At 68.0% G+C, this 15,864-nt stretch carries 11 protein-coding genes; 6 read left to right on the forward strand and 5 right to left on the reverse strand.

Going from position 1 to position 15,864, the window contains the following annotated elements; all coding sequences use genetic code 11:
• Together glgX and malQ are read left to right on the forward strand one after the other, a co-directional pair.
• Nucleotides 1-2,103: a glycogen debranching protein GlgX gene (gene glgX / locus AC07OQ_RS04745; RefSeq protein WP_495051947.1), complete on the forward strand. Its 2,103-nt coding sequence runs from the start codon at nucleotides 1-3 to the stop codon at nucleotides 2,101-2,103.
• A gap of 10 nt (nucleotides 2,104-2,113) precedes the next feature.
• Nucleotides 2,114-3,631 carry a 4-alpha-glucanotransferase gene (gene malQ, locus AC07OQ_RS04750; RefSeq protein ID WP_495051948.1) on the forward strand — a complete coding sequence of 506 codons (1,518 nt, stop codon included), beginning with the start codon at nucleotides 2,114-2,116 and terminating at the stop codon, nucleotides 3,629-3,631.
• A 102-nt stretch (nucleotides 3,632-3,733) separates the two neighbouring features.
• Here the strand turns inward: malQ and AC07OQ_RS04755 are convergent, their stop codons facing one another.
• From AC07OQ_RS04755 to AC07OQ_RS04765, 3 genes are read right to left on the reverse strand one after another with little or no spacing between them, the layout of a single operon-like run.
• The gene (locus tag AC07OQ_RS04755) at nucleotides 3,734-4,732 is read right to left on the reverse strand and encodes a tripartite tricarboxylate transporter substrate binding protein (RefSeq protein WP_495051949.1); all 999 of its coding nucleotides are present in this window, start codon (nucleotides 4,730-4,732) and stop codon (nucleotides 3,734-3,736) included.
• A gap of 42 nt (nucleotides 4,733-4,774) precedes the next feature.
• Nucleotides 4,775-5,521 (reverse strand): fumarylacetoacetate hydrolase family protein, encoded by a 747-nt coding sequence (locus AC07OQ_RS04760; RefSeq protein ID WP_495051950.1) that lies wholly within the window; start codon nucleotides 5,519-5,521, stop codon nucleotides 4,775-4,777.
• A gap of 3 nt (nucleotides 5,522-5,524) precedes the next feature.
• The gene (locus AC07OQ_RS04765; protein WP_495051951.1) at nucleotides 5,525-6,763 is read right to left on the reverse strand and encodes a pyridoxal-phosphate-dependent aminotransferase family protein; all 1,239 of its coding nucleotides are present in this window, start codon (nucleotides 6,761-6,763) and stop codon (nucleotides 5,525-5,527) included.
• Nucleotides 6,764-6,893: 130 nt separating this feature from the next.
• Between AC07OQ_RS04765 and AC07OQ_RS04770 the strand changes: the two genes are divergently transcribed.
• Nucleotides 6,894-7,595, forward strand: a complete 702-nt coding sequence (locus tag AC07OQ_RS04770; RefSeq protein ID WP_495051952.1) for a GntR family transcriptional regulator — start codon at nucleotides 6,894-6,896, stop codon at nucleotides 7,593-7,595.
• 13 nt (nucleotides 7,596-7,608) lie between these two features.
• On the forward strand, nucleotides 7,609-10,611 hold the full coding sequence (locus AC07OQ_RS04775; protein ID WP_495051953.1) for an FAD-binding and (Fe-S)-binding domain-containing protein: 3,003 nt from the start codon (nucleotides 7,609-7,611) through the stop codon (nucleotides 10,609-10,611).
• Here the strand turns inward: AC07OQ_RS04775 and AC07OQ_RS04780 are convergent.
• Nucleotides 10,602-11,288, reverse strand: coding sequence for a LuxR C-terminal-related transcriptional regulator (locus AC07OQ_RS04780; RefSeq protein ID WP_495051954.1), 687 nt, complete (start codon nucleotides 11,286-11,288; stop codon nucleotides 10,602-10,604). The genes AC07OQ_RS04775 and AC07OQ_RS04780 overlap by 10 nt on opposite strands.
• Before the next feature lie 161 nt (nucleotides 11,289-11,449).
• Nucleotides 11,450-12,232 carry an alpha/beta fold hydrolase gene (locus AC07OQ_RS04785; protein WP_495051955.1) on the reverse strand — a complete coding sequence of 261 codons (783 nt, stop codon included), beginning with the start codon at nucleotides 12,230-12,232 and terminating at the stop codon, nucleotides 11,450-11,452.
• A 229-nt stretch (nucleotides 12,233-12,461) separates the two neighbouring features.
• Between AC07OQ_RS04785 and AC07OQ_RS04790 the strand changes: the two genes are divergently transcribed.
• Entirely contained in the window at nucleotides 12,462-12,878 is a 417-nt protein-coding gene (locus AC07OQ_RS04790) for a hypothetical protein (protein ID WP_495051956.1), read from the forward strand.
• Nucleotides 12,875-15,754: an ATP-binding protein gene (locus AC07OQ_RS04795; protein ID WP_495051957.1), complete on the forward strand. Its 2,880-nt coding sequence runs from the start codon at nucleotides 12,875-12,877 to the stop codon at nucleotides 15,752-15,754. The genes AC07OQ_RS04790 and AC07OQ_RS04795 overlap by 4 nt, the downstream gene beginning before the upstream one ends.
• Nucleotides 15,755-15,864: the final 110 nt, after the last annotated feature.

Below are 15,864 nucleotides of genomic sequence, written 5' to 3' on the forward strand. Positions count from 1 at the left end.
ATGAAACTGCCCATCTCCTTGCAAGAAGGCCGCCACGAACCCTTGGGTGCGCAGGCGCGCGACGGCGGCGTGAACTTCGCGGTCTTCTCCGAGCATGCCCGCCAGATCGAGCTGTGCATCTTCGATGCCGGCGGCGCGCTCGAGCTGCGCCGCTACACCCTGCACGGCCCGCATGACGGCCTGTTCCACGGCTTCCTGCCGGGCCTGGGGCCGGGTCTTGTCTACGGCCTGCGCGCGCACGGCCCCTACGAGCCGGAGCAGGGGCACCGCTTCAATGCCCACAAGCTGCTGCTGGACCCCTATGCGCAGGAGATCGTCGGCCGGTTCGGCTGGCGCGCGGAGCACCATGGCTACGAGCTGGGCCATTCCGAGGGGGCGCGCAGCTTCGATGCGCGCGACAACGCGGTGCATGCGCTGAAGGCCCGCGTGCCGGCGCCGTTTGCCGAATCGCCGCGCGCGTCCGCGCCCAGGATTGCGCCGGCCGACGTGGTGCTCTACGAGGTGCATGTGAAGGGCTTCTCCAGGCTGCATCCCGAGATTCCGCCGGCGCTGCAGGGCACTTACGCCGGCCTGGCCCATCCGGCCGCGATCGCCCATTTCAAGGCCCTGGGCGTCACCACCCTGAGCCTGCTGCCGGTGCACTACAGCATCGATGAGCCGCATCTGGCCGACAAGGGCCTGCACAACTACTGGGGCTACAACTCCCTGGGCTTCTTCTGCCCCGATCCGCGCCTGGCCCAGGCGGCCCATCGCGAGGATCCCGCCGCGGTGGCGGCCGAGTTCCGCGCCATGGTCGAGGCCCTGCACCGGGCCGGGCTGGAGGTGGTGCTGGACGTGGTCTACAACCACACGCCCGAGGGCAACGAGTTCGGCCCGACCCTGTCCTTGCGCGGCCTGGACAACAAGAGCTATTACCGCCTGACGGCCGACGGCCGCAGCGAGAACCTGACCGGCTGCGGCAACACGCTGAACGTCGCGCATCCGCGCGTCACCCAGTTCGTGCTGGACTCGCTGCGCTTCTGGGTGCGGGAGATGGGCATCGACGGCTTCCGCTTCGACCTGGCCCCGGTGCTGGGCCGCGTGGCCTCGGGCGCCTACGACCCGCAGGCCGCCTTCTTCACTGCGCTGCGCCAGGATCCCTTGCTGAGCGGCGTGCACCTGATCGCCGAGCCCTGGGACGCGGCCGGCTTCGACGGCTATCAGCTCGGCCGCTTCCCGGGCCGCTTTCTGGAATGGAACGACAGGTTCCGCGACGCGGTGCGCGGCTACTGGCTGGGCCATGGGCCGGAGGGCAGGGCCATCGGACGCGGCGAATTCGCGCGCCGCTTCACCGGCTCCAGCGATCTGTTCTTCCACCATGGCCAGCGCCGGCCCACCGCCTCGGTGAACTTCGTCGCGGTGCATGACGGCCACACGCTGAACGACGTGGTCAGCTACAGCCACAAGCACAACCACGCCAATGGCGAGGACAACCGCGACGGCCGCGACGGCGAGCTCTGCGCCAACTTCGGCGCCGAGGGCCCGACCGAGGAGGCCGCCATCCGCGCCACCCGCGAACGCGTGCGCCGCGCGATGCTGGCCAGCCTGCTGCTGGCCCAGGGCACGCCGATGCTCAACGCCGGCGACGAGATCGCCAACAGCCAGGGCGGCAACAACAATGCCTATTGCCAGGACAACGCCACCGGCTGGCTGGACTGGCAGGGCGCGGACCGCGGCCTGGCCGCCTTCGTCGGCGAGTTGCTGCGCCTGCGCCGGGAACATGCGTTGCTGCGCCATGCTCGCTGGTTCGTGCCGCCGCCGGGCGGGCAAGAAGGCGACGCCAGCATCGCCTGGTTCACGCCCGGTGGCGCCGAGATGCAGGTGCACGATTGGCACGACGGCGGCAGCACCGCGTTTGCCTGCCAGCTGCGCGAAGAAAACTCCGACGGCCGCGCGCAAGGCCTGGCCCTGGTGTTCAACCCCGAGCCGCAGAGCCTGCCCTTCGCGCTGCCCCAGGGGCCTTGGGAACTGCTGCTGGACAGCAGCGGCGAACTGAGCCCGCATGTCATGACCCTGCCACTGAACGTACCCGCGCGCAGCCTGCTGCTGCTGCGTGCTCTTTGAGAGAAAAGCAATGGATCTGAACCAACGCATCGCCGGCGTGCTGCTGCACCCGACCTCCCTGCCAGGCCCGCATGGCGCCGGCGATTTCGGCCCGGCGGCCTACCGCTTCGTCGACTGGCTGGCCAGCGCCGGCCAGGGCCTGTGGCAGATGCTGCCCACCACGCCGATCGGCCCCGGCGACAGCCCCTACCAGGGCGTGTCGGCCTTTGCCGGCAATCAGTGGTTATTGGCGCTGGAGCCGCTGATCGAGAAGGGCTGGCTGGCCGCGCCCAAGCCCGGTGACCTGCCGGCCTTCGATGCACTGCATGTGGACTACGGCCAGGTCCTGCCCTGGCGCGAGCAGCAGCTGCGTGCCGCCGCGGCCGGTTTCTTCGTCAAGGCCTCGACCGCCGACCGCCAGGCCTTCGCCGCCTGGTGCGAGGCCGAGAAGAGCTGGCTCGATGACTACGCCCTGTTCATGGCGATCCGCACGCCGCTGAATGGCCGGCCCTGGTGGCAATGGGCCGCGCCGCTGGCGCGCCGCGAGCCGGCGGCGCTGGCCCAGGCGAGGCGGGATCATGCGGACGAATACGCCTTCTGGCAGTTCGTGCAATGGCAGTTCGACCTGCAGGCCGCGGCGCTGAAAGCCTATGCCAACGGCCAGGGCGTGCGGCTGATGGGCGACCTGCCGATCTTCGTCGCGCATGACAGCGCCGACTGCTGGTCGCGTCCCGACCTCTACCATCTGGACGAGAACTTCCAGACCACGGTGGTGGCCGGCGTGCCGCCCGATGCCTTGTCGGCCGAAGGCCAGCGCTGGGGCAATCCGCTGTACCGCTGGGAGCGCATGGCGGCCGAGGGCTATGCCTGGTGGACCGCGCGCGTCAAGCGCGCGCTGAGCCAGGCCGATGTGTTCCGCATCGACCATTTCCGCGGCTTCGCCGGCTATTACGAGATTCCCGGCGAACGCATGGATGCCAAGGTCGGCCGCTGGCTGCCAGGCCCGGGCAAGGCGCTGTTCGACGCGATTGAAAAGGCGCTGGGCCGGCTGCCGATCGTCGCCGAGGACCTGGGCTTCATCACCGAGGATGTGCACGAGCTGCGCGCTTCTCTCGGCTTTCCCGGCATGAAGATCCTGCAGTTCGGCTTCGGCGGCGACGGCATGCACGAGTTCCTGCCGCATAGGTGGCCCAGGTCCTGCGTGGCCTACACCGGCACGCATGACAACGACACGGTGCGCGGCTGGTGGAATCATGCGAGCCCGCGCGAGCGCGCCTTCGCCGGCTCCTACCTGGCTTGCGGCGACCATGACGTGCACTGGGCCATGATCCGCGCCTGCTGCAACTCGGTGGCCGATATCGCGGTGTTCCCGCTGCAGGACGTGCTGGGCCTGGGCAGCGAGCACCGCATGAACGTGCCCGGCGTGCTCGGCGGCAACTGGGGCTGGCGCTTCGGCTGGGACATGCTCGGCACGGAGCCGGCCCGCGTGCTCGGGCTGATCACCGCGGCCAGCGGCCGCGGGCCCTTCGAACTGCTTCGACTTCCCTGACGGACCACCCCCGAGGCGCTGCGCGCCTCCCCCTCCAGGGGGCGAGCCCGGCGGCCCGGCAAAGCCGGATCCGCGGACTCCGCTGAGCAATGTCCTGGCGGATCAGGTGTCGATGGTCACCTTGCCGTCCTTCACCACCTTGGCCCATTTGCCGATCTCGCTGTCGATGAAGCGCTTGAACTTCTCGACCGAGCCGCCGCCGTCCTCGGCGCCGTAGGTGTCCAGCTTCTCCTGCACGTCGGGCATGGCCAGCACGGTGTTGACGTCGCGGTTGATCTTCTGGACGATGGCGGCCGGCAGCTTGCCGGGGCCGGCCAGGCCATACCAGGTGGTGGCCTCGAAGCCCTCGAAACCCTGTTCCTGCATGGTGGGCACGCCGGGATGCCCCTTGGCGCGCTTGGTGCGCGTCTGCGCCACCGCCAGCACCTTGCCGCTCTTCACATGGGGCGTGGCGGCCGTCATGGTCTCGAAGCTGTACTGGATCTGGCCGCCCATGATGTCGGTCAAGAGCGGGCCGCTGCCCTTGTAGGGGATGTGCAGCGCATCCACCTTGGCCTGCTGCTTGAACAGCTCCAGCGCCAGATGCTGGGCCGAACCGTTGCCGGCCGATCCGAAGCTGACCTTGCCGGGCTCGGCCTTGCACAGCGCGACGATCTCCTTCACGGTCTTGGCCTGCTGGCCCGGATGCGCGATCAGCAGATTGGGCGTGACGCCCACCAGCACGATGGGCGAGAAGTCGCGCTCGATGCTGTAGCGCAGCTTGGGCTGCAGGCTGGGCGCCAGCGCATGGCTGTTGATATGGGCCATCAGCAGCACGCTGCCGTCGGCCGGCTGCTGCGCCACATATTCGGCCGCTAGCACGCCGGCCACGCCGGCCTTGTTCTCGATCAGCACCTGCTGGTTCCACATCACCGACAGCTTCTGCCCCACGACGCGGGCCAGCGCATCGGTGCCGCCGCCCGGCGGGAAGCCGACGATGATGCGCACCGGGCCGCTGGGCCAGTCGGGCGCGGCCTGCTGGGCCAGGGCCGCGCGCGGCCCCAGCAGGCCGGTGGCCGCTGCGGCGCCGGCGGCCTGGATCACGGTCCTTCTCTTGATCATGCTGCTTGTCTCCTCTGTGTTGGGATGGCGAGGTCGGTACTGCTACATCAGGATCAGTTGAACAGGGGGCAGTCCGGCGATGCGGCCGATGGCCGTGCCGGCATGGGCGGGCAGATAGGCGCCGGTGTAGGTGCCGGTGGTGATCAATACGCCGGGCTCGACCGCCACGCCTTGCGCGAGGCTGTGGTTGACGACCCAGGCCAGCAGGCGGCGCGGGTCGCCGGCCGGGTTGCCAGGTTGCGGCGGAGCGATGTCGGCGTCGTCGAAGCGCCAGCTCAGCCTCGGGGCCTCGAAGGGAAGGGCGGGGTCGTAGGGCACGCAGGCGCCGGCGACCAGGGCGCCATGGTTCTGCAGATCGGCCAGCTGGGCCAGCGCGGCGAGCGGCGCGTCGCCCAGCGCCTGTCGGCTGGCCACCAGCTCGATGGCGGCGCAGACGCCGTCCACGCCGGCCAGCACCTCGTCCCTCGTGTAGGCCGTGGCGCGCGCCTCGAAGCGCCGGCCGATGCGGAAGGCAATCTCCAGTTCCAGGCCGATGAAGCGGTCCGGCCGCGCGTAGGGCAGGGTGCCGGGGCTGGCCAGCGCGGGCGGCAGCGGCGCGCCCTGGGCGGGGCCGTCGGGCGTCTTGGCGCCCACCTTCCAGGCGCCCAGTCGCCAGTCGCGCCGCTGCAGGGTCAGGTGTTGCGCGGCGTAGGCCGTGGCGGCGTCGGCCGGCTGCAGCGCGGCGGGCAGGGTGATCGGCGCGGCGTCCCAGGCTGCGGCCAGCCTGCGGGCCAGTTCATGCGGCTCCAAGAGTCAGTCCTTCTTCAAGGCGGGGACCGGATGCTCGGCGAAATGCGCCATCGCCGCCTGCACGCCGCTGCCGGCCAGCTTGATGCCGGCCAGCTGCAGGCCCATCTCGCAGCCGGCCAGGGTGGCGACGAGGGTCAGGTCGTTGCTGTCGCCCAGATGGCCGATGCGGAACATGCGGCCCTTGAGCTTGCCCAGGCCCGTGCCCAGCGACAGGTCGAAGCGTTCGTAGATCAGCTTGCGCACAAGGTCGGCATCGACGCCGGCCGGCATGATCACGCCGGTCAGCACCGGCGAGTAGACGGCCGGATCGGCACATTGGATCGGCAGGCCCCAGGCGGTGACGGCGGCGCGCACGCCGGCGGCCCAGCGCTGGTGGCGCGCGAACACGTTCTCCAGCCCCTCGGCCTTCAGCATGTCCAGCGCCTCGTTGAGGCCGTAGAGCAGGTTGGTGTTGGGCGTGCTGGGCCAGTAGCCGTCCTTGTTCATCTCGACGATCTCGTCCCAGGCCCAGAAGGCGCGTGGCAGCCGGGCCGTCTTCATCGCCTCCAGCGCGCGCGGCGACAGCGCATTGAAGCTGATGCCCGGCGGCAGCATCAGGCCCTTCTGCGAGCCGCTGACCGTGACGTCCACGCCCCATTCGTCATGGCGGTAGTCGGCACTGGCCAGGCCGGAGATCGTGTCCACCATCAGGAGGGCCGGATGGCCGGCGGCGTCGATGGCGCGGCGCACCGCGGCGATGTCCGAGGTGACGCCGGTCGAGGTCTCGTTGTGCACCACGCAGACGGCCTTGATCTTCTTCTCGACGTCCTGCCTCAGCCGGGCCTCGATCAGGTCGGCCTGCACGCCGCGGCGCCAGCTCGGCGCATGGGGCAGGTGTTCGTCCTCGCCGGCCCAGGCCAGGATCTCGGGTGCCAGGCCCAGGCGCGTGGCCAGCTTGGCCCACAGCGCGGCGAAATGGCCGGTCTCGTACATCAGCACCGCGTCGCCGGGGCTCAGCGTGTTGGCCAGCGCGGCCTCCCAGGCGCCGGTGCCGGAGGCCGGGTAGATCACCACCGGATGCCGGGTCTTGAAGACGGCCTTGATCTCGGCCAGCACATGGCGGCCCAGCGCGCCGAACTCGGGGCCGCGGTGGTCGATGGTCGGCAGGCTCATCGCGCGCAGGATGCGGTCCGGCACCGGGCTGGGGCCGGGGATCTGCAGGAAATGCCGGCCGGTGGGGTGGAAGTCGAGCTTCAGGGTCATGGCTGTGAGTTCCTTTCCTGGGCTAGTTTTGCATGCAAAATTGAGTGGACACTCATGGATTACCCTTTGAGTCGATTGGTTTACTTGTCAGGAAATGCATGCAAAACTGATTGATAAGGAGTTGCCGCGGATGGCCGAGATCGTCGAAATGAAGTCCAAGCTGGCCCAGCATGAGCAGGTGGCGGCGCGCTTGCGCACCCTGCTGGTGGAGGGCCGCATCGCGCCGGGCGCCAAGCTCAACGAGCGCGAGCTGTGCGAGCAGCTGCGCGTGTCCTCGCGCACGCCGCTGCGCGAGGCGATCAAGCTGCTGGCCGCCGAGGGCCTGGTGGACCTGCTGCCGAATCGCGGCGCGGTGGCGGTGAAGCTGTCCGAGGACGATGTGCGCCATCTGTTCGAGCTGCTGGCCGAGCTGGAGGGCCTGTCCGGCGCGCTGGCGGCCGAGCGCATTGCCGACGCCGAGATCGCCGAGCTGCGCGCGCTGCATTACGAGATGATGGCTTGCCATGCGCGGCGCGACCTGTCGGGCTATTACCGGCTCAACGCCGCCATCCATGCGGGCATCAACAAGGCCGCCGCCAACCCGGTGCTGGCCCAGACCTATGGCCGGCTCAATGCCCGCGTGCAGTCGCTGCGCTTTCGCACCAACCAGGATGAGGCCAAGTGGACCCGCGCGCTGCGGGAGCATGAGCAGATGATCGCGGCGCTGACGGCGCGCGACGCTGCCGGGCTGCGCGCCATCCTGGTGGCCCATGTGCTGGCCAAGCGCGACACGGTGCTGGCGCTGATGCGCGCCGGCGAGGTCTATCCGGAACATGCCGCCAGGCAAGGCTGAGGACACCATCGCAATGCTGAAAGCCACCGATACCAGCGCGCTGCTGGAGCGCCGCCTGCGCGCCGAAACCGAAGGCGAGGTGATGTTCGATGCCGCCGCGCGTGGCCGCTATGCCACCGATGCCTCGATCTACCAGCAGATGCCGGTGGGCGTGTTCGTGCCCAGGAGCGAGCGCGACATCGCGCTGGCGATCGATATCGCGCGCGACGCGAAAGTGCCGCTGCTGGCGCGCGGCGGCGGCACCAGCCAATGCGGCCAGACCGTCGGCGCGGCCCTGGTGATCGACAACAGCAAGCATTTCCGCCGGGTGCTGGAGGTCGATGTCGAGCGCCGCCGCGCCGTCGTCGAGCCGGGCCTGGTGCTGGACCATCTGAATGCGCAGCTCAAAAACCATGGCCTGTGGTTCCCGGTCGACGTGTCGACCAGCGCCCAGGCCACCCTGGGCGGCATGGCCGGCAACAACTCTTGCGGCTCGCGCTCGATCGCCTACGGCAATATGGTGCACAACGTGCTGGGCGCCAGCGCCTGGCTGTCCAGCGGCGAGCTGCTGGAGTTCGGGCCGGTAGTCGGCCTGTCGGGCCGGGCCGCCCGGATCGCCGGCTTCGTGCGCGGCCTGGCCGAGGCGCACCGCGAGGAGCTGCGGGCGCATTGGCCCAAGGTGCTGCGCCGCGTGGGCGGCTACAACCTCGACATCTTCGACTGCCAGAACGAGCGGCCCTACACCGCGGACGGCGGCGTCAACCTGGCGCAGCTGCTGATCGGCTCGGAAGGCACGCTGGCCTACACGCGCAGCCTGACCCTGCAACTGGCCGAGCTGCCGCGCGCCAAGGCGCTGGGCGTCGTCAACTTCGAGAGCTTCCACGCGGCGATGGATGCGGCCCAGCACATCGTCAAACTGGGGCCCACGGCGGTGGAACTGGTCGACCGCACGATGATCGAGCTGAGCCTGGCCAACCCGGCCTTCCGGCCGACCATCGAGACGGCGCTGATCGGCCGTCCGGCGGCGATCCTGCTGGTGGAATTCGCCGGCGCCGAGAAGGCGCCGCTGCTGCGCAAGCTCGCGGACCTGGCCGATCTGATGGGCGAGCTGGGCCTGCCCGGCAGTGTGGTGCCGATGGCCGAGGAGGCGCCGCAGAAGAATCTCTGGGAGGTTCGCAAGGCCGGGCTCAACATCATGATGAGCCTGAAGGGCGACGGCAAGCCGGTCAGCTTCATCGAGGACTGCGCGGTACCGCTGGAACACCTGGCCGAGTACACCGACGCGCTGACCGAGGTGTTCGCCAGGTACGGCAGCCGCGGCACCTGGTACGCCCATGCCTCGGTCGGCACCCTGCATGTGCGGCCCATCCTGGACATGCGGCGCGACGGCGCCGTGAAGATGCGCGCGATCGCCGAGGAGGCCTCGGCCCTGGTGCGCCGGTACAAGGGCGCCTACAGCGGCGAGCATGGCGATGGCCTGTGCCGCGGCGAATGGGTCGAGTGGCAGTTCGGCCCCCGGCTGAACGAGGCCTTCCGCGCGATCAAGCGGGAGCTGGACCCGCTGAACCTGTTTGCGCCGAACCGCATGATCGACCCGCCGAGGATGGACGAGGGGGCGCTGCTGCGCTTCCCGCCGGCCTCGGCGCCGCGGCCCTACCGGACGATAGAACTGAAGCCGGCGCTGGACTGGTCGGCCTGGGATGTGCAGAACGACCCGGTGACCGAGCAGACCAGCACGCCGGGCACCGGCGGCGACACGACCGGCGGCTTCGCCAAGGCCGTCGAGATGTGCAACAACAACGGCCATTGCCGCAAGTTCGACGCCGGCACCATGTGCCCCAGCTACCGCATCACGCGCGACGAGCAGCACCTGACGCGCGGCCGCGCCAACACCCTGCGCCTGGCGCTGTCGGGTCAGTTGGAAGGCCTTGGCGAGGACGCTTTCACCAGCGAGGCCGTTGCCCAGGCGATGGAGCTGTGCGTCGGCTGCAAGGGCTGCAAGCGCGACTGCCCCACCGGCGTGGACATGGCGCGCATGAAGATCGAGTTCCTGTCGCACTACAAGGCCAGGCATGGCCGCTCGCTGAAAGACCGGGTGATCGCGGCGCTGCCGGACTACGCGCATCGTGCCGCGCGCCTGCCCTGGCTCTTCAATCTGCGCGCGCCCTGGCTGACCCGGCGCCTGCTCGGCCTGTCGTCCAAGCGCAGCCTGCCGCGCTGGCGCCGCGACACCTTCTGGCGCCATCCCGACGAGGGTCTGTTCTCATCGGTGGAGGCCACGCTGGCGGCCGGCGCGAAGGCGGCCGTGCTCTTCGTCGATACCTTCAATGGCAGCTTCGAGAGCGAGAACGCGCTGGCGGCTGCCCGCGTGCTGAAGGCCGCCGGCTACACCCTGCACCAGGTACAAAAGGACGGCGGCCATCACTGCTGCGGCCGTACCTACCTGGCCAGCGGCCAGGTCGACGCGGCCAGGGCCAAGGCCGGCGCGCTGATCGACGCGCTGCTGCCCTTGGCCGGGGCCGGCGTCGCGGTGGTGGGGCTGGAACCCTCGTGCCTCCTGACCTTGCGCGACGAGGCCCTGGTGATGGGCCTGGGCGAGCCGGCGCGGCTCGTCGCCGCCCAGGCGCTGATGTTCGAGGAGTTCATCGCCCGCGAGGCCAAGGCCGGCCGCTTCGCGCTGCAGCTGAAAGCCGCCGAGGCGCCGATCCTGCTGCACGGCCATTGCCACCAGAAGGCCTTTGGTGCGGTGGCGCCGATCCTCGAGGTGCTGCAGCTGATTCCCGGCGCCAAGCCAGAGCTGATCGAGAGCAGCTGCTGCGGCATGGCCGGCAGCTTCGGCTACGAGGCCGAGCATTACGAGGCCTCGATGCAGATGGCCGAGCTGAGCCTGCTGCCGGCCATCCGCGCCCGGCCGGAGGCCATCGTCGTGGCCGACGGCACCAGCTGCCGGCACCAGATCAGGGACGGTGCCCAGCGCGAGGCCGTGCATGTGGCGCGGCTGCTGGAGCGGCTGATGCTGGTGGGGCGTCAAGCGTAGGACGCGGGCCCCATCGTCGCAACGCCAGGCGACCAGGTGGAGCGCCTGCCCCGGAATTCAGGGATCTCCACGATCCCCTTCTCGGCCGCGATGCTGGCGGCCTCCGTTCGAGACGAGGCGTCGAGCTTGGCGAGGATGCCCTTGACATGCGTTTTGACGGTGCCCACCGCGATGCCGAGTTGGCGGGCGATGGTTTTGTTGCACTGACCGCGTGCCAGGAGCCGCAGCACCTGATCCTCGCGCGAGGTCAACTGCTCCCCGTTGAAACCCGCAGCCATGCGCTGGGCCACCTCAGGGCAGACATAGGTCGCGCCCTGCGCCAGTGAGCGGACGGCCAGGATCAGCTCCTCGGGCGTGCAACTGGACAACACCAGGCCATGGACACCGGCGCGCAGCGCCGAAGCTACGGCGTATTCGCGCGCCCGGGGCGCGATCACCAGGATTCTCGAATGAGGCATCAGCGATGGAGGTCCTAGATCTGCACCGCGCTGTGCCAAGTGCAATCCGGACGACCACTCTGTGACGACCACATGTGCGCCGCCGTCTGCCGACGGTTGCAGACACTCCACGATTCCCGGAAGCCCGGCTTCGAACAGCGTCGTGCGTACGCCGGCCCGCAGCAGCGGCTCGGCCAGCCAGACGAGAACGCTGACCCGTCCCGACGAGTGATTCCACATAACATCTCCTTCACGATCGATAGCGTCGTTGATCCGGGTGCAGATGCTCGGTGAACCTCGCCCCTTGGTCCAGTTAGATGTTGTTGCGTCGACGGCAACAGCAAAGAGCCTTCCGAGACGCGGCTCGGAAGGCTCAGGGCCTGGGACAAGCCGTACCGGCTTTACTTCTTGGCCAAGGCCGCCTTCTCGATGAGGGAGGCGACGGCCGACGGCTTCGACTCGTACACGGCATGGCTGCCGCTCGTCTCGACCATGGTGGCGCCAGCGCGCTGCGACATGGCACGCTGAGCGGCCGGCGGGATCATCTTGTCGTCGGTGGCCACCAGGTACCAGCTGGACTTGCTCTTCCACGATGCCATTGCGACCTCGCCGGTCAAGGCCTCGACACCCCAGGGTACCTGGGCATTGGCGAGGAACGCCGCCCGCTCGGGGGCTACGTCACCCGCGAAGGAGGCCGCGAACTTGCTCTTGTCCAGCATCAGGAAGCCATTGACCGGCGGCAAGATCGGAGGAACGGGAGCGCCGGGCACCGGATTCGCGATGAGCGACTTGACGGACTCGCCCCGATCCGGAGCGAACGCGGCGATGTAGACCAGGCGGGAGACCTTCGGGTCGTTGCCGGCTTCCGTGATCACCACGCCGCCGTAGGAATGCCCCACCAGAATGACCGGACCCTCCTGGGAGTCCAGCACGGCCTTGGTTGCGGCCACGTCTGCGGCGAGCGAGGTCGTCGGGTTCTGGACGATGCTGACATTGAAGCCCTTGGCCTTCAGCAACTTGTAGACGGGCTCCCAGCCCGACCCATCGACGAAGCCGCCGTGGACCAGCACCACATTGTTGATGCGCTCGGTCGCGGCTTGCGCGGCCGGACCGGCGGCCATGATGCCAAACGCGATGGGAGCCGCGAACAGCGGGGCAAGGAGTGCATTGGTCTTGAGTTTCATGATGAATTCCTAAGTCAAGGGGTTTGACCTGCCACCGACCGCCGGTGATTCAGGCGTGAATTCATCTTCGGTGCGGCACGCCGTGAATTCGCCTCTCTTCACGACTAGCTCCTGGGAGGTAATAGGTCGGGTCGGTCAAACGGCTCGACCTAAACCGCCCTAACAAGATCTAACGCGCGTCCGCTTCGCGATCGCCCATGATGGAGCCAAGGCCATACGCAGAGGAATCATGGATACCCATTTCGAATCCGGCGTGCCGGAACTCAGCCCTGGCGAAACAACGATCGTCTGGGGCTTCGTCGGCGCGCTCAACGGCGGAGATCTTCCCGCCGCGATGCGCTGGTTCGCTCCGGATGCCCAGGTGAACGATCAGCTGCGCAATTTCTGGGGGCTCGATTCGATCTCTGGATGGTTGGAACAAGAAATCATCGGCGAGCGGGTAAATATCAGAGTGGTGAAGGTGCGCAAGCACTATGACGCCGTCATTCTGGCCGCCGAACTGAGCGGTGATTTTGAGGTGGTGGGTATGTCCCAGCCCGTCATCGTGGATATCTATCTCACCATTCAAGGCGTGAAAATTGTTCGCCTTCAATTGCTTATGGTGCGAGAGAATGGCGAAGGAGAAGATATTAGAAAAATATCATGAGATACCCGGCTGTAGAATCCGCCGCCTGGTTCCACACCGATATCTCAATCGTGAATCACCCTGACGCTCAGCCACCCACAAGGTGGCAAGCCACCTTCGGACCGTTCTCCCTTTCACCCGATGAGCGCCTCCTCCAGCGGGACGGTGTACCGGTCAGACTCGGCGGCCGTGCCTTGGACCTGCTGATCGTCTTGGTCGCGAACGCGGGTGCCGTTGTCAGCAAGAAAGATCTGCTCGCACGGGTGTGGGGCGATGTCGTGGTGGACGAGGGCAGCCTCCGATTTCACATGCACGCCGTGCGCAAGGCCCTCGGGGATGGGGCTACGGGCGCGCGCTACATCGTGAACACGGCCAACAAGGGCTACACCTTCGTTGCTGATGTGGAGCGTCGCAACGCCAACGCGCAAGCCCGAGCGCGGGCTCCGAAGCTCGGCAATTCGCTGCCAGCGCTCGGTTCGGCGATCGTGGGACGAGACGACGATGTCGAGGCGATCGTGGCCAACTTGCTGCAACGGCGGATGGTCTCGGTGGTGGGTTCCGGCGGCATTGGCAAGACGACGGTCGCCATTGCCTTGATCCAGTCGGCGGTCCGGCATTTCGACCGGGATGTCCACTTCGTGGATCTCGCCCAGATCTCCGCGATGGGATCCATCCGCTCTGCCGTGGCCCATGCGGTCGGGGTGCAGAACGGTATGGACGAACTGCATGTCATCGCCGCCCACTTGGTCGAGCGCAAGGCGCTGATCGTGCTGGACTGCTGCGAGCATGTCATTTCCGGTGCCGCGGAATTGACCGAATGGCTGATCCGCCACTGTCCTGCCGTTCACATCCTCGCGACGAGCCGGGAGGCGCTGCGTGTCGAGGGGGAGTTCGTCTATCGCCTGCCGCCCTTGGCCTACCCGCCGGAGGGCGAGGGAGTGAGCGCCGCCGAGGCGCTCGCCTATCCCGCGGTCCGACTGTTCGTGGAGCGTGCCGCGGCGAGTGGCGCGGGCTTCGAACTCATGGACAGCGATGCGCCGCTGGCCTCGCAACTGTGCCGGGAGCTTGACGGCATTGCGCTGGCGATCGAGCTGGCCGCCGGGCGCATGGAGGCGCTGGGCCTGCGGGCCATCACCTCGCACTTCGATGCGAGCGTCAAGCTGATGTGGCACGGACGGCGAACAGCCGTGCCCCGCCATCAAACGCTCGGGGCGACGCTGGACTGGAGCTTCAATCTCCTGACCGACGGTGAGAAGCGCCTGTTGCGCCGCCTTTCGGTATTTGCCGGGACCTTTCCGCTCGATGCGGCGCTGTCGATCTGCGGCTTTGACTATGAGCCGTCGGAGGCCATCGAGCTGCTGGCCGGGCTGGTTTCGAAGTCGCTCGTCAACGTCGATGCCGGCGGCGCAGCGCTTCGCTACGGCATGCTGGACATGACGAAATCCTATTGCAGGAAAAGGCTCGAGGATGACGGTGAAGCCAAGTCCTTGGTCGAGCGCTTCTCGAGCTTCTATCGGGTCTGGGCAAAGCAGCAGGCGGCGCAACATCTCGGCAAGGCCGAACTGAACCAGGTCCGGCTGGAGTTGCCGAACATGAGCTCCGCGATGGAGCTCTACTTCCGCGAAGAGGGGCAAGCCGCGGAGGCGGTTGAGCTCGCCGCCTCGTTCTGCCCGCTGTTGCTCCAGCTGTCACTATTGAAGGAATGCTCGCGCTGGGCGCAGGCCGCCCTGGCCCAGATGCCGCCGGATTGCGTCGGCTCTCATGTCGAAGTTCGCCTGCGTGGAGCGCTGGGGCAGTCGCTGATGTTCATCGGCGGCGACGGTGACGAGGCCGCCACGGCATTCCGCCGCAGTATCCAGGTCTGCGAGGACCTCCGAGACCATCGCACGACGCTGCACCTGCTCAATGGCTACGCTGTCCTGCTGCACAGGGACGGGCGCTTTGCCGAAGCCCTTGTGATCGCCCGCAAGGCCCAGGCGCTGCTGCCCGAGCTGGACGACCCGGAGTGCCGAGCCATCGTCGATTCGCTGATGGGCGTCGCGCTTCATCTCGTCGGCCATGTCCGGGAAGCGCTGGGCCATTGGCAGCGGGTCGCGACCTACGGCATGGGCTCATCGACGGACACCACCTCCAAGCTGGGCTTTGACTACCACATCCGGGCGCTGTGCGGTGTGGCGCGCAGTCTGTGGCTCACGGGGCGCTATGCCGAGGCCGTCACCGTGGCCGAAGAAACGATTGCCAAGGCGCGCAACTCGGGCCATGCGGTCACCTATTGCATTGCGCTCATCTGGGCCGGCTCCGTGTTCGTCTACCAGGGCAATGTTCGCAAGCTCAAGGAGATTGTCGAGACGCTCGAGGCCGTTGCCAGGCAGAACTCCTTGTCGCCGTATCTCAACATCGCGAGCGCGACACGCGGGCAGATCATGGTGGCCGAAGGGCGGTCGGCCGAGGGCGTGGAGCGTATCCGGCGCGAGGTCGAAGCGCTTCGGACCAGTCGCTACGAGATGGTCACCAACGTTTTCCTGACCGCGCTGGCCAAGGGGCTGTCCGACTTGTCCCTGCATGCCGCCAGCCTCGCCATGTGCGACGAGATCGCGCAGCGGATCGAGACGGGTGGCGACTACCTGCGCATGCCCGAGTTGCTGACAAGCCGCGGCCGGGCGCTGGCGGCAGCGGGCCGGCCCGACGAGGCCGCGAAGAGCTACCTGGCGGCCATCGAGCTGGCTCGATCACAGGGCGTGAAACCTGGGCAGCTACGTGCAGCGCTCGCACTCGCCCAACTGCTGATCGGCATGGGCCGCATCGAAGAGGCCGATCACTTGCTTCGGCCGCATGTCATCGCAGCGGGAGATGAAACTTCTCCGGACCTCGTGATGGCAAGAAGTCTGCTGCGCTAAGCAGCCCGCCGAACGGGCGCCGCTATCCGAACCCTCCGATGGCCGATCAACCGTGAAGATTCCCTGACCGAGACGAACTCGCAGAAGTCGGCTGGCGGAGGCAAGGCTGG

It is taken from the genome of Roseateles sp. GW821-FHT09B06, from assembly GCF_059418245.1.